This is a genomic window from Halomarinibacterium sedimenti, from assembly GCF_019312585.1.
Classification (GTDB): domain Bacteria; phylum Bacteroidota; class Bacteroidia; order Flavobacteriales; family Flavobacteriaceae; genus Halomarinibacterium; species Halomarinibacterium sedimenti.
Genome location: NZ_JAHWDP010000001.1, coordinates 815,201 through 833,831, shown reverse-complemented (window position 1 = coordinate 833,831; position 18,631 = coordinate 815,201). Strand labels below are relative to the sequence as shown.

The window sequence follows — 18,631 nt, the reverse complement described above, 5'->3', positions numbered from 1 at the left end:
AGGCACTCTTGTTTTTACAAGGGGGCTTGAGTATTTGGTTTTATTATTTGCTGCGGGGTATTTGATAAAAGAGGAGTACGGGCAATTAGAGTTTTACAAAAAGGTAATTGAGGTAGGATCATCTGTCTTGGCGTTTGGATTTCCAGCACTAATACTTAGCTATACTCGCAGTCTAAAAAGCAAAGTAAATTTTTTGGCTTTAAGCACCTCAACGGTGGTAGTTTTGGCCATAGCAGCTCTTCCTTTTTTATTTTTTGTTCAATGGGAATTTTTAATAGTCCCCTTCTTGTTTTATGCTCTTTTCTTTAATGGAGGGATCATGCAGTCATATTTATTAGTTAAAAAGGGGAGTAATTATGTGTCTTATTACAAGATAATTGTCTCTATTTTCTTTTACTGCATCGTATTCCTGTATATCTATTTTGAACATCAGGGGAGTATGGCGTATGTGTATGTTAATTATGCGTTACTCCCTATATTAATAGTTTATACTGCACTTGAGCTTTACAAAGAAAAGCTCGTGAAGTCAACACTCAAAAAATATTGGACGCTTTTTCGAAAGCTACTATTAAGCTCCTTTACGTTAGTGGTAAGTAATTTTGCCAATTTAATGTTTTTATATACCGATATTTTTGTAATAAAATGGGTTTCTCAGCAGGCTAATAGTGAAATAGCCGACTTTAGCTTTGCGCTTAACATTGCTAGTATTTTATTAATAGCGCCACTTACCTTAGTGCAAGTTAATATTGAAAAACTTAAGATTAATAAAACCTTTATTTACGAACTTCATAAAAATATAAAAAAGGTTGTTCTTCCGGGAGCATTAGTATTAGTTGGGGTATATTATGTCTTGGTAAGTTTCCTTTTTGTAAAATATGAAACCACTTTTGTATTATTTACAATTATCCTTTTTGCAAAAGTGTTTCACGCCTTGTCGTCATTATTTGGCACCAACCTTCTCATTTATAAAAAATTTAAAGAGAATTTGATTATTAATATTGTAATGTTATTATTAAACGTTATACTTTGTTGGGTAGGGTATAATATTTATGGAATTATAGGATTAGCAGGAAGTAGTGCTGCCTGTCTAGCCTTACGCTATTTTGTATTGTTTTTCTATAACAAACAAATTGTTGCTAACACCTAGAAAAGAACTGTTTGATATCATATTTTGGAACAAATAAGAACAATTTATAATAGATTTATACCCTTGTGGCTTCTCGAGTGGGCTCTATTAATAGCTACGTTTTTTTTGCCGCTTAACCTCTTTTTTAACAATTTATTCTTTTCTATATTTTTTGTTGGTTTTTTTTTGAAAACGGTTTTAAATGAAGGCATAGATCTTTTAATGCATTCAAAAAAAAAGTGGTTGTCTATAGTTATACTTTCCAGCCCCCTACTTATTTCTGTTTTAGGCAGTTTTTACACGAGCAATCCAGACGGTGCTTTTAAGGATATTGGAAGACTATTCCCATTAGCGCTGCTTGTTCCAGTAATTATATATAACACTCATTTTTTTACAAATCTTTTAAAAAAACTACTCTATAGTCTAGCGCTTGGGTGCTTAATTTCAGCGCTTGTTTGTTGGGGACTTTCACTTTATGAAATCTGGCAAACAAACGGAACTATTGGGGATTTGTTTTCGCAAGCGTATGCTTATCATTTCCTTTCTGAAAGGGTTGGAATACACACTCCTTATTTAGGTTTATTTGTTGCGGTTTCCTTGTTTTTTTTAATTCTTGAAGGATTCCATAGAAAATCAAAACAACATAGCCTAGCTATAGCCTTGTGGGCATTGGTATTATTTTTCTTTTTGATAAATTTATTGGCAAGAACGGCCCTTTTTACTGTCATTTCGGGGGCTTTAGTATTCTTTATTTACCACCGAAAATATTTCGCTCTTTTTTTAATCACCTCTCTTATTGCCTCCCTAGGTATGCTGGCCTATTATCAAGATGAAAATTTTTTAAGAGACCGAATATTTAAAAGTATCAACATTTTTGAAGAACAAACCATTTTTAGTAAAAAGGACGACAGATTTTCAAGATATTCTGCCTCAATCGAAGTATTTAAAAAATTTCCACTCTTTGGGCCTGGTACTGCAGGGGAAGATATATATAGAAAAGAAGTCTATTTTAAAAATAGAGATAGCGAAGCCTATAATGATAATTATAACGCTCACAATCAATTTTTAGAATACCTCAGCACCTATGGTATTATGGGTGGGTTGGTCTTTATAATGATTTTGTATTTGTTATGCAAAGAAGGCGTGGCAAGAAAAGATTCTTTTACCCTATTTTTAGTTTATAGTTTTGTTGTGGCGAGTATAACGGAATCTATCCTAGAGCGATCTTGGGGACTTTCATTTTATATTTTGATGCTTATTTTTATTTATGGTAATAATAATATAATAAATGAAATTCGTTAAATATAGTTTTTTGTTTATAGTACTATTTTCTTGCACTAATTTGAGAAAAGAAAGAAAACTCGTGACCGTTAGCGAACCCATGGTTCAATTGAAACTAACCAATCCTTCCCAAATTCATTCCTTTTCCCATGTTCTATTTTCTATGGAGGGAGCAGAATTTGGAAATGGTCATATTCCCTCTTATTTGGTATTAGATTCCATCCCAGACATTTCCAAAAGCTTTAACCTTTCCTTTTGGTTTCGGGTAAGGGGGGATAATGGGAAAATTCCTCAGGTACTTTTTAAGGCTTTTAACCGCAATAACCCAAAGGAGCAATTGGCTCTCTGGATGTCTGGTTTTAGGGTGACCGGAAACCTTAACAGCAACAGATTTAGTGCTAAAGAATTTTCAAAGGAGTTACCTATTTCTAGAGACTTCTACGATCTACCCAGATTAGAAGTTGGTAAATACTATTTTCTCTCGGTAAACAAAATAGACAACACCATTCAGGTATTTATTAATGCTGAACTTTATGGAGAATATAAGATTATAAAAGACACCAATATCGTTATAAATTCCTGTATTTTTGGGGTTTTAAATACTGAAGGCTCTTATACTAACCAATTGTATGGATTCCTTAGAAATTTTGAAATTTATGAGCAACCCTTAAGCCAAGATGAAATCTACTCTGTGAGTGTGAAGCACTTTAAAGAAATTCAACCGTTTAATGACGCTTTTGAACTTAGCAAATTTAAGATAATAGATTGAACATAAAACTTACCATACCTAATGTAGTATTTGCCTTTATTATCTTTTTAATGGCATTAAAGTTTACATTTTCCTATCTAACTGTAGAACTAGATTGGTGGTTGCGTTTTTTAACACCAAATCATGAGAAATTTAATCCATTACATTTACCCAAAAACCTGTCTGAGTATTTAGAATTTTTAATAATACCAACAATTCTTTTTTATTTGTTTATAAGCTTTGGAAAGCTAGGACCTCTTAAGATCCCTCTTTTTTTAACAGGGGTATTATTACTACTTAATTGTGTTACCTCATATTTAAATAATATTAATATTCTAGAGTCTATTAGGTATACTCTTAAAATTTCCGCTCCCATTTACTTTTTCTGTGTTTTGGTGGTACATTCAAAAAGGACTGGACATAATTTTAATACATTATTTATTGGAAGTATACTTTATATTGTGTTTTTATGCATCATTGCCTTGTTATTTTTTGATGTAAGTTTTAACAGGGGTGCTTATCGCTATCCAGTTTTTTTCTCAGGCCTGCATACCCATAACTATATTTTGGCGGTTACCTTTATAGCTATTTCCCTCTTTTTAAGAAAACATACCTACATCCTTACTCTTTATTTCCTTGCAACCTTTGCCTTCTTAGCGTTGGGATATGGGGTAAGGACCCCTATGGTTTTTTATCTCATTTATATATCCATGGTTTTTTACTTAAAAGAGAATCTTTTTAAAAATATTTATGCGAGAATTCTTGCCTACCTTCCCTTTTTAGGCTTATTCCTTTTTTCGGCCCTAAAAAACTTCGATTTTAATTCTTTCTCTTCAGGTCGTTTGAGTATGTATGCCAAAAAGTTTGATATTTTAAGATATTATAAATTGGAGGAATATCTTTTTGGAAGAGGTTGGGGATCGGATCTCGTAAAAACAAAAGAATGGTGGTATGCCGAAAAGGGATCTCATAATGATTATTTAACTTTTTTAGTTGAAAATGGGGCTATTTATTTATTTATGTTTTTAGTGCTTATTGGCTCATTATTGTTCCTTACCAAAAAGAACCACTTAATTTACATGACCCTAATTTTCGGATATTTATTTACATCTATCATTAGTAATGGATTGGCGGTAAGAGCATTAGCAGGATACTGGTTTTTTGCAGTGCTAGCGTTTATTTATATAGAATATAAAAATCAAAAACTCTCTTTTGCCTAAAAAAATAGCCTTTATTGGTCCTCTTCCTCCACCCGTGGGAGGTGTGGCTCTTGCTAATTTAAGAGCTCAAGAGATTATTGCCAGAAAGGTTCCTTCCTACAAGGTTATTAACCTAAATACCTCCAAAAAAAGTATTAATGCCGATCTGTATAAGAAGAAAGGATTGGGTGAATTCTTCCATTTTACAAAAAATATTTTTCAATTAATAAGGTTTGTTTTTAGACACAAAATTTTTATCGCAAATGTTTTTATCGTTCCCAACATTTCCTTTTTAAGGGAGGCCATTTTTATCTTTATTTTAAAACTAAAAGCCAAAAAATTGGTCGTACACTTGCATGCTAAAACCGACGGGGATTTATTTCTACATGGATTTCGACTTAAACTTTTTACATGGATTATTTCGTTGGGAGATATCATTTTTGTGCTTTCAGAAAAACACCATAAGGCCTTTTACTCCAAATACATTAACCCTGAAAAATTGGTGGTGTTAGAAAATTTTGTTGATTATAAGGAATTTCAAAACGAGATTGAAGACAAGCAACCCCATTTTTTGTATGTGGGTAGACTTTCTGAAAAAAAGGGTTTCGAGACCTTGGTTGATGCGCTAATAATTGCTGGAGAACTATTAAAAGACCTTAAAATTGAAGTGCTTGGTGCTTTCGAAAATGCAGAGTTTGAAGAACGGATGAAAAGTAAAATTAATGACAACAATCTAGTTAATTTTATTTTTCATGGACCACAAATGGGAGAGGCAAAATTCCACTATTTTAAAAAATGCTCTGTTTTTATTTTTCCATCCTATTTTGAAAATTCACCCATTGTTTTAAAGGAAGCCATTGCTGCAAAAATGGCAATAATTGCTTCAGATATAATTGAAAATAAAAACATGTTGGACACCTTCAACAATAAGGTATATTTTAAACAAAAGAATGCTGCAGATTTAGCATCAAAGCTTATTTTGTTGCATCAGGATAAAAATCTAGTTTTGGATATGATGAAACACTCTGAGCGCATAAAGCAATATGACATCCCTTTTGCAGAACAAATCATCCTAAAATCCTTAAAACTTAAATAACTAAATATTTCTAATATAAAAGCACTAAGTGAAAATACAATGGTTTTAAACCGATATCTAAGTGAATACGGTCTTATAACGTTATTTGTTCTTTTTTTTGCCTTAGACGCCTTGGGGAAAACACATATTTTTTCGAAAACAACCACTACTATTCCAATGATTATAAAGGGAATAATGTCTGGAGGAATCATCCTCACTTTAGCTGCTCTTTATAAAAACAAAAAGGTATTTATCCTACTATTAATCCTAGCTTTATTTTTTGCTTTTGGGCAATGGACATTGGAGATTCCATTTTCAAAAAAGAATCTAATTATTTTCGGAAAATTTATTACACCACTTATATTCTTTGAATTATTTAACAAGGCAGAAATAAGTAAACAGTCCGCTAAGCGTCTTTTTAACGTTTTTGAATGGACCATTGTTATTAACAGTGTTCTCATATTTGTTGGCTTTATTTTTAAAATAAAATTATTTGAAAGCTATATAGGACCCCGTTTTGGTTATAATGGGTTGTTTATAACCTCAGGTGTTTCTTCCTATTGTATACTTATTTCACTTGCATACTTTTATTTTTCTTATAAAAGAGAATTGTGGAAAAATATTAAATTTTGGATATTTTTTGTTTCCTGCTTTTTTATAGGAACCAAAGTAGTCTATCTAGGAATTTTAGTGTTTTTAATAGCTACGATAAGCCAATTAAATATTTCAAAAGGAAAGTATGTTCTTTTACTTTTTGCAACATTTATAGGAGCCCTTTTTTATATCTCGTTTTATGAAGTTGGATTTTTTGCAAAACTTACCCATGAAAAAGGAATTGTCTCCTCTTTTTTATCTTTAAGAAATGAATTGTTTATGGATAGGACACTTCCCTTTATTCAAGAAAATTGGGACTGGAAAAATTATCTTTTTGGAGGGGTTTCCAATTACGATCTAAGATCACAAATGGAAGTAATTGATATCTTTTTGTTTTGGGGTATTTTGGGTGGAATAATCTATCTATACAGCTATGGAATAACCTTTGTTACTTTTAAAATGAATAAGGCGTTGGTACTGTTTTTTGTGCTATTTTCAATAATCCTTTTGTTTACTGGCAACTTTTTTGTGTACACCATGACAGCACTTTTTTTATTAATCTTAAGAATGCAAATATTACATTCAGAAATAATACCAAAGCAGGAATCACATGGTAACAATTCCTAAAATAAACTTTCTTAACACCACCATCCACAACCTATCCATGCAAGAAACCTTGCAGTTGGTAGATACTGCTATTTCTAATGGTGACCAAATCCATCATGTAGTGGTTAACGCAGGTAAAATTGTCGCCATGCAAAAGGATTTACAACTCCGCCAAAGTGTAAATGAAAGCGATCTTATTAATGCCGATGGGCAAGCGGTGGTTTGGGCGTCTAAGTTTGTAGGGAAACCTTTAAAAGAACGTGTCGCGGGAATCGATTTAATGGAAAACTTGGTCGAACTGGCAGCTAAAAAAAATTATAAAATTTTTCTTTTTGGTGCTAAAGAAGAAATCGTCACAAAAGTGGCTTCCTTGTATGAAGAAAGACATGGTAAACAACTCATAGCTGGCTACAGAAATGGCTACTTTTCCAAAGAAGAAGAACCTGCTATTGCTAGGCAAATAGCGACTAGTGGTGCAAACTTACTTTTTGTGGCCATAAGCTCCCCTACCAAAGAGAATTTCTTATTTAACTATAAAAAGGAGCTTTCCTCGGTAAACTTTATTATGGGCGTAGGAGGTAGCTTCGATGTAGTGGCTGGACTTACCAAGCGCGCTCCTCTCTGGATGCAAAAAGCTGGATTGGAGTGGTTTTATAGGTTTATTCAAGAGCCCAAGCGCATGTGGAAACGCTATCTAGTAGGAAATAGTAAATTTATAGGCTTAGTTTTAAAAGAAAAGTTTTCAACTTCAAAAAAATAGGATAGCGCTATTTAGTTTCTTATTTTTAAATTCTCAATTATTAAACTGTGAGAGTACTTTTAGCTTCCATATATCCATTTATATTTTTACTGCTATTTTTTACCATTCCTTTTGATTTATATTTTAGGGCGCTCCCTAACGTTTTGCTTATTTTATTGGCAGTTCTTTTTCCTTTAGTCGTTACCAAAAATGACTTTAAAAAAATTAAAAGAGTCGCTGGAGCCACGTGGCTTTTGTTTTTTGTTTATGTAGCCTTTCTTACCTTATCTTCAGGCAGATGGGAGCTGGATTGGGTTGTGTTGAAAAAGATATTGCTTGCGGGAGCCTTGGTTGTTTTATACTTGCCCGTAAATAATTTCAAAAAAATAAATAAGGCCATTATTTTTTCTTCTTTGGCGGCCATTATATACTCACTTTTTAAATTATTAATTCTTTTAAATCAAGGCGTTGAATTTTCTTTTTTAGAATCTGCAGCGGTGATAGAAGCCATTTTGGTCGACAGAATTTACTTAGGCCTTTTAGCGGTTTTGAGCATTCTTGTATCTTATCAAGAGTTACGGAACCAATACCACCCAGACAATCGATACTATCTAGCCAATATTATAATTAATGTCTTATTTATCTTATTTATTGTTTCAAGAATAGCCATTATCACCTTGTTGGTAATTTTTATTCTTAGCCTTTTTCATTCAAAAAAGCGAGGGCCACAAATCCTATTTGCTACAGGGAGTATCATATTAGCAGTAACCCTTGCTTTTGTATGGAATAACGACCTTAGAAAAAAGGTGTTTTATTCAAACAATGCTGAAAAACATCAAGGCTTAATAGCCAATACGATGGCCTTTGAGCCGCGAGCTATTATATGGGATTGTGCCTTACAAATTTCTAAGCAAAAGAATGACTTAGTTACTGGAATGGGATTTTCACAGACAAATACGGCTTTGGCCTTGTGTTATGATAATACCATTGAGGATGAGAAGAAAAAGCAATGGTTCCTAAGTCAGGAATATAATGTACACAACCAATTTTTCGACATCTATTTAGCGGCTGGTGTAGGAGCTCTAGTCTTATTTTCTTTAGCGATTCTTATTTTATTCATTAGGAATAGAAAAAGCTTTTATCCCTCAGCCCTACTGGTAACTTTGGTATGTTTTGCCATGGTAGAAAATGTATTTCATAGACAAATAGGAGCATACTATGTAGGGTTTATTATATTGTCCCTTTTAATAAAAAATAATATAGAAACTGAAAATCAATCGAACCAAGGATAATTCCTTTAGCAAATTGTATTTTTGCCGAAATAAAACAGTGTAAATACAAAAACAAACTGAAGATTACATGAAAATAGCAGTTATTGGAACAGGATATGTTGGATTGGTTACTGGAACCTGCCTTGCCGAGACAGGGAACGAAGTGATTTGTGTCGATATAGATGAAGCCAAGGTAGCCAAAATGCAACAAGGAGAGGTTCCTATTTACGAACCCCATTTGGATGTGCTTTTTGAAAGAAATATTAAGGCAAATAGATTACAATTTACTACTTCGTTAGATGAAGGATTAGCTCATGGCAACATCATTTTTTTGGCATTACCTACCCCTGAAGACGAAGATGGCTCCGCAGACCTTTCCTACGTGTTAAATGTTTCTCAAGAAATAGGGAAGAAAATAGGAAGCTATAAAGTTATTGTTGACAAAAGCACCGTACCTGTAGGTACTGCAGAAAAAGTAACCGCTGTAATAAAGGAAAATGCAAAATGCGACTTTGATGTAGTGTCTAATCCCGAATTTTTAAGAGAAGGTTTTGCGGTAGACGATTTCCTAAAACCCGAAAGAATTATTATTGGTTCTAGTAGTGATAGGGCCACCGCTTTGATGCAGAAATTATATGCTCCCTTTGTGCGCTCGGGAAATCCAGTTATTGTGATGGATGAAAAATCGGCAGAACTTACCAAATACGCTGCTAATTCTTTTCTTGCCACCAAAATCACCTTTATGAATGAAATCGCCAACTACTGTGAAAAAGTAGGTGCTGATGTGGATAAAGTACGTGTAGGAATGGGCACAGATTCTCGCATAGGCAAGCGCTTCCTTTTTCCTGGGATTGGCTATGGAGGATCTTGTTTTCCTAAAGATGTTAAAGCACTTCAAAAAGCAGGAAAAGATCAAGGGTATGATTTTAAGATTCTAGACTCAGTCATTACGGTAAATAAAAAACAAAAAACAATACAGATTCCTAAAATTGTAAGTCATTTTAATAATAACCTAATAGGAAAAAAAATCGCCATTTGGGGATTAGCCTTTAAACCAGAAACAGACGATATTCGTGAAGCTCCGTCGATAGATGTAATGAATGCATTACTGGATAAGGGAGTTTCACTTACCGTTTTCGACCCAGAGGCGATGCCAAATATTGAAAAACAATTTGGGAGCAAGTTAACCTATGCTACATCTATGTATCATGCACTTGAGGGGGCCGATGCATTGATTATTTGTACGGAGTGGAGCATTTTTAGATCTCCTAGTTTTATAAAGGTAAAGGAATTACTTAAGGAGCCTGTGATTTTCGACGGAAGAAACTTATACCAATTAGAAGAAATGGAGACCGAAGGATTCACGTATATTTCCATAGGAAGAAAAGAAATTGGCCAATGAAGAATAAGGTATTAATTACGGGCGCTGCTGGATTTTTAGGTTCTCATTTATGCGATAGATTTATTGCTGAAGGGCTCGAAGTAATTGCTATGGATAACCTTATTACGGGAGATTTAAAAAATATTGAACACCTCTTTCACCTTAAGAATTTTAGTTTTTATCACCATGATGTAACGAAATTTGTTCATGTACCTGGAGAAGTGGACTATATTCTTCATTTTGCGTCTCCTGCTAGCCCGATAGATTACCTTAAAATCCCTATCCAAACCCTTAAGGTAGGTTCTTTGGGAACACATAATTTATTGGGGTTAGCAAAGGAAAAGAAGGCAAGAATTCTTATTGCTTCTACTTCTGAAGTTTATGGAGATCCATTGGTGCATCCTCAAAGTGAAGATTATTACGGAAATGTAAATACCATAGGACCTAGAGGAGTATATGACGAAGCCAAACGGTTTCAAGAATCTATTACTATGGCCTACCATACGTTTCATGGACTTGATACAAGAATTGCACGCATTTTTAACACCTATGGACCTAGAATGCGCCTTAATGATGGAAGAGTAATTCCTGCCTTTATGGGTCAAGCTTTGCGCGGTGAAGATTTAACTGTTTTTGGAGACGGATTGCAAACACGCTCTTTTTGCTATGTAGATGATCAAGTAGAAGGTCTCTTTAGATTATTAATGAGCAATTATAATTTGCCCGTAAACATTGGTAACCCAGAAGAAATCACCATTTTAGATTTTGCAAAAGAAATGGTAAAGCTAACAAACACGCATCAAAAAATTGTGTATAAGCCTTTGCCAAAAGACGATCCTTTACAAAGACAGCCCGATATTACTTTAGCAAGAAAAATATTAAAATGGGAACCTATGGTGTCCCGAGGAGAAGGAATGAAAAAAACGTTTGATTATTTTAAAGGCTTGACAAAGGAAGAGCTTTATAGAAGTGAACATAAAGATTTTACAGCTCATAACAGGCTTTAAGTATGATATTTAAAAGAGGGAGATACTCGGGGTTTTTGAGACCTATTTCTTATATAATTGATCTATTAATAATCAATGTATTAGCGTATCGTTTTTTCGAAGATAATATCATATTTATAAATTACACCGTAAGCGTTTCATTGTTGTGGATTATAATTGCGCTACGCTCTAATTTTTATGAAATATACCGCTTTACGCGTTTAACAAATATCCTTACACTTATTGGGAAACAGGGGGTTTTATTTATTCTTATTGTTTTTGCTTTTTTTGGCGTTTTCAACAACCTAAATAGAGACCCGCTTTCAATTTTAAATTATACCCTCTTCTCTTTGTTATGTATAACGCTCACAAAACTTGCAGTTTTTTATTTGCTTAAAAAGTACAGATTATTATTAAAAGGGAACCTTAGAAAAGTTGTGATAATTGGTTTAAACCAGAAAACGGATCAATTAAGAAAATTCTTTTTAGAAAATCCTGAATACGGATATGTATTGGCTAAGACTTTTGATTTAAACAAAGACGATAAAACCACACTAGACGAATGCCTTGCTTTTATTGAAGAAAATAATGTAGACGAAATATATTCCTCCGTAGCAAAACTTAATAATAAAGAATTGTCTCAGCTTATAGATTACGCAGATAATAACTTAAAAATCCTAAAGTTTTTACCAGACAATAAAGAAATTTATAGCAAACGATTAGACTTTACTTACTACGGTTATTTGCCGATACTCTCGTTGCGGAAAATACCAATTGAAGAACCTTTCAATAAATTCATTAAAAGGAGTTTCGACATCATATTATCCATAATAATAATAGTTGGGGTCTTATCTTGGCTAACCCCAATTTTAGCAATTTTTATTATGCTGGAATCCAAAGGGCCAGTGTTCTTTAAACAACGAAGAAATGGCCTTGATTATAAAGAGTTTTATTGCTATAAGTTTAGGTCCATGCGCCCTAATCCTGAAGCACATTTACATCAAATTCGAAAAAATGACCCAAGGGTAACTAGGGTGGGAAAAGTTATACGAAAAACCAGTATCGACGAATTACCACAATTTATTAATGTGCTTAAAGGTGAAATGTCTGTGGTTGGGCCAAGACCGCATATGGTAAGCCACACACACATGTATGCCAAAAGGATTGATAAATTTATGGTGCGTCACTTTATAAAGCCTGGGATTACTGGCCTAGCACAAGTAAGCGGCTATCGCGGTGAGGTTGAAGACGACAATCATATTATTAACAGAGTGAAATACGATATATTTTATCTTGAAAATTGGTCTTTATTTTTAGATATAAAGATTGTTTTCCAAACCATTTACAATGCATTACGAGGAGAAGAAAAAGCATACTAATAATTCTGAAACGCCTTTGGTTTCAATCATTACTCCACTTTATAATGCCTCTAAATTTATACTTCAAAATATAGAAAGTGTCCAAGCTCAATCCTATTCAAATTGGGAACAAATTATTGTAGATGATGCTTCAAGTGACGACTCTGCAAGCCTAGTTCAGGAGATTGCAAAAGTAGAACCGCGCATTACTTTTATTCAATTAGATGAAAATGCAGGAGCTGCTTATTGTAGAAATCTTGCAACCGAAAGGGCTAGAGGAAACTATATTGCTTTTTTAGACAGCGATGATTATTGGCATCGGGAAAAGCTTGAAAGGCAACTAAAATTGATGCAAAATGAAAATGCCTCGGTTTCTTTTACAAGTTATTTACACATAGATGAAGATGGAAATCCTTTAAAGAAGAGAATCCTTGCCATCCCTAAGTTGTCATATAAAAAACAGCTTTTAAATAATTATGTTGGGAATCTTACTGGAATTTACAATGCCGGTGAAATAGGAAAAATAGTAGCACCTAATATCCGTAAAAGACAGGATTGGGCGGTTTGGTTAGAAGCCATTAAGCGAAGTGGGAAACCCGCTGTAGGGCTTCAGGAGGATTTGGCGTATTACCGATTACGAAAGGGATCCATAAGTTCAAATAAAATAAATCTAGTCAAATACAATTATCTGTTTTATCGAAGCCTTGGTTTTAACCTGATTAAATCGGGAGGGTATTTGCTTCGATTTTTTTGGGAATACTTTTTTGTTCGACCAAAGTATATTCAGAAATTATAATCTTGATATAAACTGCTTCAGTTTTCCTCGATTGCTTCTATCGAGTACTTCAACCCTTTCAAACTGCAGTTGAAGCCCCGCTTCTAAGTATTTAAAAAGGGCCTGTTTTATAGTTTCAATTTCTGAAGCAGTTAATCCCCTTTCCGAAGTATAGATAATTTTAAACCTATCTAAAGCGTGTTGTTCAATCACAAACTCCTTTACGTTTCCATCATCTTCAATCACACTTTTAGTGACGTAATAAAAGGTAAGTCCAGGAACCGTTTTGCCGCTGGGGAGTTTCGCAACATCATTAGTACGGCCAATCAATTCTTGTAAAATGGGTTTTTTAAAGGTGCTTTTTTCTGAAAGCCTTCCTGTATCGCCAATGTCATACCGAATCATCGGGTGTGCCTTGTTATACAAGGAAGTAATCACAATTCGTCCCGATTTTCCGTGAGGAACTTGAGCGTTGTCTTCGTCCAAAATTTCGACAAAAAGGGTTTCACTGTTTACGATAAATTCATCTTTTTTATTGGTAAATGCGATGAGGTCCAACTCACTAGCACCAAATTCGTTTACCACAGGAACCCCAAAGACTTGTTCCATTAATTTTTTATCGCTTTCGTACAGCATTTCACTAGTAACAATGCAATATTTTATCGTGGGACAAATGGATGTAAGTACGATTCCTTTTTTCTGAAGAAACTTAGCAAACAATACAACCGAGCTGGTGTAGCCATTAATATAATCGAACTTCTTTTTCTGAAAAGCCTTTAAAAATTGTTCTAATTTTTTATCAGATAAATCAAAAATAGGGAATCGGTATCTACTGCTTAAACGGTCTTTCAACCGTTCTTTTTGATAGCCTAAAGAATCTAACGGAATTCCATAAAAACGCGCTTGTAGCGAAGTATGAAAGTCCAACCCAAACCAGCCAAATCGGTCAAATATTTCGGCCCAAGTAAGGGCATGACATACCTTGTCTTTTGCAAAAATAAAAGGGTGGCCACTAGAGCCTGAGGTTTTATTTACATATACATTTCTTTCAGAATACCCTTCTGAAAGCCGCTTTTTTAACGGAATTTGCAAATCGCTTTTTTGCATCACTGGTACATCTTCCCAAGAGCAAATGTTGAGGCTTTCAGTAAATTTCTTATAAAAGGCATTGTTAGCGAGATGAAAGTTTACAATGTCCATTCGTTGTGTTTGAACGTAGGCTTGGTATTCACTTTCGGGAATGGATTGAATTTCTTTTAATTGCGTTTTGGCTTCCTTTATTGGGAAACCATTCCAACGCAATGAAAGTTCGAATAAATTCAATGTAAAATAATTAGGGGTTCAATTTACAAACAATTATTTTTGATGCCGAAACAAAACGCTTCACAATGAATATTCTTGTATTAGGTTCTGGCGGTAGAGAACATACTTTTGCTTATAAAATATCACAGAGTCCACGTTGCTCAAAATTATTTGTAGCTCCTGGAAATGCTGGAACAGCAAGTATTGCAACCAACCTTTCTATTTCTGTAAACGATTTTGAAGCCATTAAAAAGGCTGTTTTAGAACATACAATAAAAATGGTTGTGGTAGGACCCGAAGACCCATTGGTAAATGGTATTTATGATTTCTTTCAACAAGATGACCAACTTAACAATTTGATGCTGATTGGTCCTTCAAGAAGAGGTGCTTTATTGGAGGGAAGTAAAGAACGTGCTAAAGAGTTTATGATGCAGCACAACATTCCCACGGCAGCATATCAAAGTTTTACTTCAGAAAGTTTAGAGGCGGGAAAACAATTTTTAGAAACATTGAATCCTCCTTATGTGTTAAAAGCAGATGGCCTAGCTGCTGGAAAAGGGGTGTTAATCTTGAAAGATTTAGAGGAAGCAAAATCTGAACTCGAAAATATGCTCTCCAATGCAAAGTTTGGCGCTGCGAGTAGCAAAGTAGTGATTGAAGAGTTTCTCGACGGAATTGAATTAAGCGTATTTGTTTTAACCGATGGCAAAAACTACAAAGTACTACCTACCGCCAAAGATTATAAACGTATTGGCGAAGGCGATACTGGCCTAAATACTGGCGGAATGGGTGCCGTTTCTCCTGTTCCTTTTGCCGATGAGGTCTTGATGAAGAAAATTGAAGAACGTATTGTAAAACCTACCGTAAACGGATTACAAGCCGAAAAGATTGAATATAAAGGCTTCGTATTTGTTGGTTTAATAAAAGTGAATAACGAGCCCTACGTAATCGAATACAACGTACGTATGGGTGATCCTGAAACCGAAGCCGTTTTACCACGAATTAAAACAGATTTAGTCGATTTATTTGAAGCTACAGCAAATCAACAGTTAGATGAAATATCCCTTGAAATGGATGAAAGATCTGCAGCTACCATCATGGTCGTTTCTGGAGGATATCCAGAGGCCTATGAAAAAGGAAAAGAAATTATTGGAATAGAAAATGTAAAAGACTCCATCGTTTTTCACGCAGGGACGGCTTTAAAAGACGGTAAAGTGGTCACTAACGGAGGGCGTGTAATTGCTGTGACTTCGCTGGATAAGGATTTTAAAAAGGCCATAAAAAAATCGTATCAAGAAATAGAAAAACTATCTTTTGATACGATGTATTATAGAACCGATATCGGTTTTGATCTTTAGTTCTTTCCTAAAAAAGAATGTGAGGTCTGACTTCTATCTTCTTCACCACTGGCATTAAAAATAGATAGTTGTTTCATCCAATAGAAAAAAGCAACAAACCCAATGAGTACTAAAATCCAGCTTACCACATTAGAAACCCACCAACTGTCTACGCCAAGTCTTAACGCATCGTAGGGAGCAAATAAAACACTTTCAGCAAAAGATTGAATACCTTCAAAAAAACCTTTCCAAGTCATAGTAGTATATTTATAGCACAAAAATAGAAATAAAGCATGATGCTTACAAGCTTTTTTGGTAAATCTAGTCCTATCAATTTTTTATTGCTAAGTATTTTCATCACTATTTTTTGTGTGCTTAAATATCTTTTGGTGAGTGACTTTACGTTTCAACTAGAAGAGTTTATAACACTCCTCACCATTTTAGTATTACTTGTTTTCTCCATGTTACTGCTTGATTTTATTATCAGGAAGAACTATTTAAACACTTCAAGCACCTTTGCGATATTTATATTTTCGTGTGTGGTTGCGATGCTACCTAGTACCCAACATCTAGGAATTATCATTTCTCAGTTTCTGATACTATTAGCTTTGCGTAGGATTTTTAGTATGGCCTCCGAAAAAAACATGGAGAAGAAAATACTGGACGCTACCCTTTGGATTCTACTAGCTTCTTATTTCTTTTTCTGGAGTATTTTGCTCATTATCCTACTGTATATCGCTATTGTAAAACTAAATAAAAAGGCTATTCGATATTTGTTAATTCCTTTAATAGGATTATTAGGGATGACCCTTATTGCTGTAACATTCTTCCTTATTAAAGAGAATTCATTTGTTTGGCTCACTGCGTTTGCAAAGTCTATTTCTTATGACTTTACCGCTTATGCTTCGGCAGATATACTTGTGTTTTTAACCTTCTTTTTTTCGGTATTGATTTGGAGTATTTTTTATAGAATTTCGAAACTCCCAGATATTCCCAAGAAATTTAAAAGCAACTACCTTTTAGTTATTTTTTCGGTGATAGCGTGTTTTTTTATTACCCTTTTTTCTGAAATTAAAATTGGCACAGAACTTATCTTTCTTGCTGCACCAAGCGCTATGACTATAGCGGGTTATTTAGAAAAAAAGGGAGATATTTGGTTTAAGGAATTACTCCTTTGGACATTTTTGTTGCTCCCCATTATTTTTCTGTTTATATGACAAAAATAGATATACCGTATTTGGAAAGTCAGTTGCAAAAAAGACTTCCCTACCGTTATCAATGGGGGCGGATTCAAAATAACGAATGGGATAGTTTTACGGGTTTTATTTACGATACGCCTTCTTGGGAACAATTTATTTTGCAACTAAAACAAACCCATCAAAGCTTACAAGTAGATAAGCGAGCTTTGTTCAATTATGCTGCCAACCGCTGGTTTAATTTTTGGAGTGCCATGGGAGTGGAAATGATTTTTAAAGCGGCAGACCTAGTGCAACCTGTTGCCAATGCTAAAGATTCTGAAAAGGATTTTTTCCTGAAAGACATTCCCTTTGACCATAAAACCTCGGTATTTCCAAAAGGATTTAAACAGTCTTTCGAATATGCAAAAACCCATAAAGAAGAATTAATTTCGTGGCTTTATACAAATCAAAGTATCGAGCAACGCTACCATCTAAAAAATAGATTGTTTATTATTGTACATGAGACTAATGGGTTTCATTGGAAGTTGAAAGCCGAGTTATCCCTTATTAAAAAAGAAATTGAGAATTACTTATCAAACTTTCGTCCCAACCAATTACATTCTTTTAATTTTGACAACAATCACAAAACGTTGAGTGATATAATCTGGGTGACACATTGAACTACATCGGCTCCAAATACAAACTAGCTCCTTTTCTTTTTGAAACCATTTCAAAAACAGCGGGTGACGACTTATCCCAAAAAGTATTTTGCGATCTTTTTGCAGGAACGGGAATTGTAGGCCGCACCTTTAAAACGCAAGTAAAAAAAGTAATTGCCAACGATGTAGAGTTTTACAGCTTTGTATTGAATCGAAATTATATAGGCAATCACAAACCCATATCACTAGAGGAAAAGATAGAGGTGCTTGATAATTTAAAAGGAAAACAAGGCTTTATTTTTTCAGAATATTCCGAAGGCGGAAAACAAGGAAGAAACTATTTTTCCAAAGAGAACGGACAAAAAATAGATGCCATTCGCACTCAAATTGAGGTTTGGAAAAAGGCTGGGGAAATTAACGAAGACGAATACTACTTTCTCTTAGCATCCCTTTTGGAAAGTGCCGATAAAGTGGCCAACACGGCTTCAGTATATGGGGCGTATTTAAAACACATTAAAAAATCGGCTGCAAAACCTCTGGTATTGCAACCCGCACTTTTTGAAGAAACCACTACCCAGCACGAGGTTTTTCAGCAGGATAGTAATCAACTCATAAAAACTATTGAAGGGGATATTTTATACCTCGATCCTCCCTATAATGCTAGGCAATACGGCGCCAATTATCATATACTAAATACTATCGCAAAAATGGATACCTTTGCACCCAGAGGCGTTACTGGATTACGAGATTATTATAAAAGCGATTATTGCAAGGTTGGAAAAGTGTTGGAAAGCTTTGAAGCGTTGATAGAAAACGCACAATTTAAATACATTTTTCTTAGTTATAACAACGAAGGATTAATGAGTCAAAACGAAGTGCAAAAAGTCATGGAACAATTTGGGAACTACGATTTGGCAACCAAAAAATACCAACGCTTTAAAGCCGATAAAACAGAAAACCGAAACCATAAGGCCTCGCATACAACCGAATTTTTACACATACTTGAAAAGAAATAA

Annotated in this window: 18 protein-coding genes; 16 read left to right on the top strand and 2 right to left on the bottom strand. The window is 34.3% G+C overall.

All coding sequences use genetic code 11. The features are described 5' to 3' along the window. Positions 1-34: 34 nt before the first annotated feature. The 12 genes from KXJ69_RS03980 to KXJ69_RS03925 all read left to right on the top strand — a co-directional run bounded on the left by KXJ69_RS03980 (position 35) and on the right by KXJ69_RS03925 (position 13,160). On the top strand, positions 35-1,147 hold the full coding sequence (locus KXJ69_RS03980; RefSeq protein ID WP_219051507.1) for an MATE family efflux transporter: 1,113 nt from the start codon (positions 35-37) through the stop codon (positions 1,145-1,147). Between the two features lie 222 nt (positions 1,148-1,369). Beyond that, entirely contained in the window at positions 1,370-2,428 is a 1,059-nt protein-coding gene (locus KXJ69_RS03975) for an O-antigen ligase family protein (protein WP_219051505.1), read from the top strand. A gap of 61 nt (positions 2,429-2,489) precedes the next feature. Beyond that, positions 2,490-3,176 carry a LamG-like jellyroll fold domain-containing protein gene (locus KXJ69_RS03970; protein WP_219051503.1) on the top strand — a complete coding sequence of 229 codons (687 nt, stop codon included), beginning with the start codon at positions 2,490-2,492 and terminating at the stop codon, positions 3,174-3,176. After that, entirely contained in the window at positions 3,173-4,375 is a 1,203-nt protein-coding gene (locus KXJ69_RS03965) for a hypothetical protein (RefSeq protein ID WP_219051501.1), read from the top strand. Before KXJ69_RS03970 ends, KXJ69_RS03965 begins: the two co-directional genes overlap by 4 nt. After that, positions 4,368-5,450 (top strand): glycosyltransferase family 4 protein, encoded by a 1,083-nt coding sequence (locus tag KXJ69_RS03960; RefSeq protein ID WP_219051499.1) that lies wholly within the window; start codon positions 4,368-4,370, stop codon positions 5,448-5,450. The genes KXJ69_RS03965 and KXJ69_RS03960 overlap by 8 nt, the downstream gene beginning before the upstream one ends. 39 nt (positions 5,451-5,489) lie before the next feature. After that, on the top strand, positions 5,490-6,650 hold the full coding sequence (locus KXJ69_RS03955) for an O-antigen ligase family protein (RefSeq protein WP_219051497.1): 1,161 nt from the start codon (positions 5,490-5,492) through the stop codon (positions 6,648-6,650). Then, positions 6,634-7,389, top strand: a complete 756-nt coding sequence (locus tag KXJ69_RS03950; RefSeq protein WP_219051495.1) for a WecB/TagA/CpsF family glycosyltransferase — start codon at positions 6,634-6,636, stop codon at positions 7,387-7,389. The genes KXJ69_RS03955 and KXJ69_RS03950 overlap by 17 nt, the downstream gene beginning before the upstream one ends. A 47-nt stretch (positions 7,390-7,436) precedes the next feature. Further along, on the top strand, positions 7,437-8,660 hold the full coding sequence (locus KXJ69_RS13775) for an O-antigen ligase family protein (RefSeq protein ID WP_219051493.1): 1,224 nt from the start codon (positions 7,437-7,439) through the stop codon (positions 8,658-8,660). A 67-nt stretch (positions 8,661-8,727) separates the two neighbouring features. Next, on the top strand, positions 8,728-10,041 hold the full coding sequence (locus tag KXJ69_RS03940; protein WP_219051491.1) for a UDP-glucose dehydrogenase family protein: 1,314 nt from the start codon (positions 8,728-8,730) through the stop codon (positions 10,039-10,041). Then, entirely contained in the window at positions 10,038-11,027 is a 990-nt protein-coding gene (locus tag KXJ69_RS03935) for a UDP-glucuronic acid decarboxylase family protein (protein WP_219051489.1), read from the top strand. The genes KXJ69_RS03940 and KXJ69_RS03935 overlap by 4 nt, the downstream gene beginning before the upstream one ends. Positions 11,028-11,029: 2 nt before the next feature. After that, positions 11,030-12,385 carry an exopolysaccharide biosynthesis polyprenyl glycosylphosphotransferase gene (locus KXJ69_RS03930; protein ID WP_219051487.1) on the top strand — a complete coding sequence of 452 codons (1,356 nt, stop codon included), beginning with the start codon at positions 11,030-11,032 and terminating at the stop codon, positions 12,383-12,385. After that, complete coding sequence (locus KXJ69_RS03925) at positions 12,354-13,160, top strand: glycosyltransferase family 2 protein (RefSeq protein ID WP_219051485.1); 807 nt, start codon at positions 12,354-12,356, stop codon at positions 13,158-13,160. The genes KXJ69_RS03930 and KXJ69_RS03925 overlap by 32 nt, the downstream gene beginning before the upstream one ends. On the opposite strand, the gene KXJ69_RS03920 is transcribed toward KXJ69_RS03925, so the two are convergent. Then, positions 13,155-14,462 (bottom strand): phenylacetate--CoA ligase family protein, encoded by a 1,308-nt coding sequence (locus tag KXJ69_RS03920; protein ID WP_219051483.1) that lies wholly within the window; start codon positions 14,460-14,462, stop codon positions 13,155-13,157. The genes KXJ69_RS03925 and KXJ69_RS03920 overlap by 6 nt on opposite strands. A gap of 65 nt (positions 14,463-14,527) precedes the next feature. Here KXJ69_RS03920 and purD point away from each other — a divergent pair, with 65 nt between their 5' ends. Continuing rightward, entirely contained in the window at positions 14,528-15,799 is a 1,272-nt protein-coding gene (gene purD / locus KXJ69_RS03915; RefSeq protein WP_219051481.1) for a phosphoribosylamine--glycine ligase, read from the top strand. Here the strand turns inward: purD and KXJ69_RS03910 are convergent. Beyond that, positions 15,796-16,035, bottom strand: coding sequence for a DUF6341 family protein (locus tag KXJ69_RS03910; protein ID WP_219051479.1), 240 nt, complete (start codon positions 16,033-16,035; stop codon positions 15,796-15,798). The two genes, purD and KXJ69_RS03910, sit on opposite strands and share 4 nt — an antisense overlap. Before the next feature lie 36 nt (positions 16,036-16,071). Here KXJ69_RS03910 and KXJ69_RS03905 point away from each other — a divergent pair, with 36 nt between their 5' ends. The 3 genes from KXJ69_RS03905 to KXJ69_RS03895 are packed head-to-tail and all read left to right on the top strand — an operon-like array spanning position 16,072 to position 18,631. Next, positions 16,072-16,995 carry a DUF6427 family protein gene (locus tag KXJ69_RS03905; protein WP_219051477.1) on the top strand — a complete coding sequence of 308 codons (924 nt, stop codon included), beginning with the start codon at positions 16,072-16,074 and terminating at the stop codon, positions 16,993-16,995. Further along, the gene (locus tag KXJ69_RS03900) at positions 16,992-17,636 is read left to right on the top strand and encodes a hypothetical protein (protein WP_219051475.1); all 645 of its coding nucleotides are present in this window, start codon (positions 16,992-16,994) and stop codon (positions 17,634-17,636) included. Before KXJ69_RS03905 ends, KXJ69_RS03900 begins: the two co-directional genes overlap by 4 nt. Beyond that, a complete protein-coding gene (locus KXJ69_RS03895; protein ID WP_219051473.1) occupies positions 17,633-18,631 on the top strand; it encodes a DNA adenine methylase in 999 nt (332 codons plus the stop codon). Before KXJ69_RS03900 ends, KXJ69_RS03895 begins: the two co-directional genes overlap by 4 nt.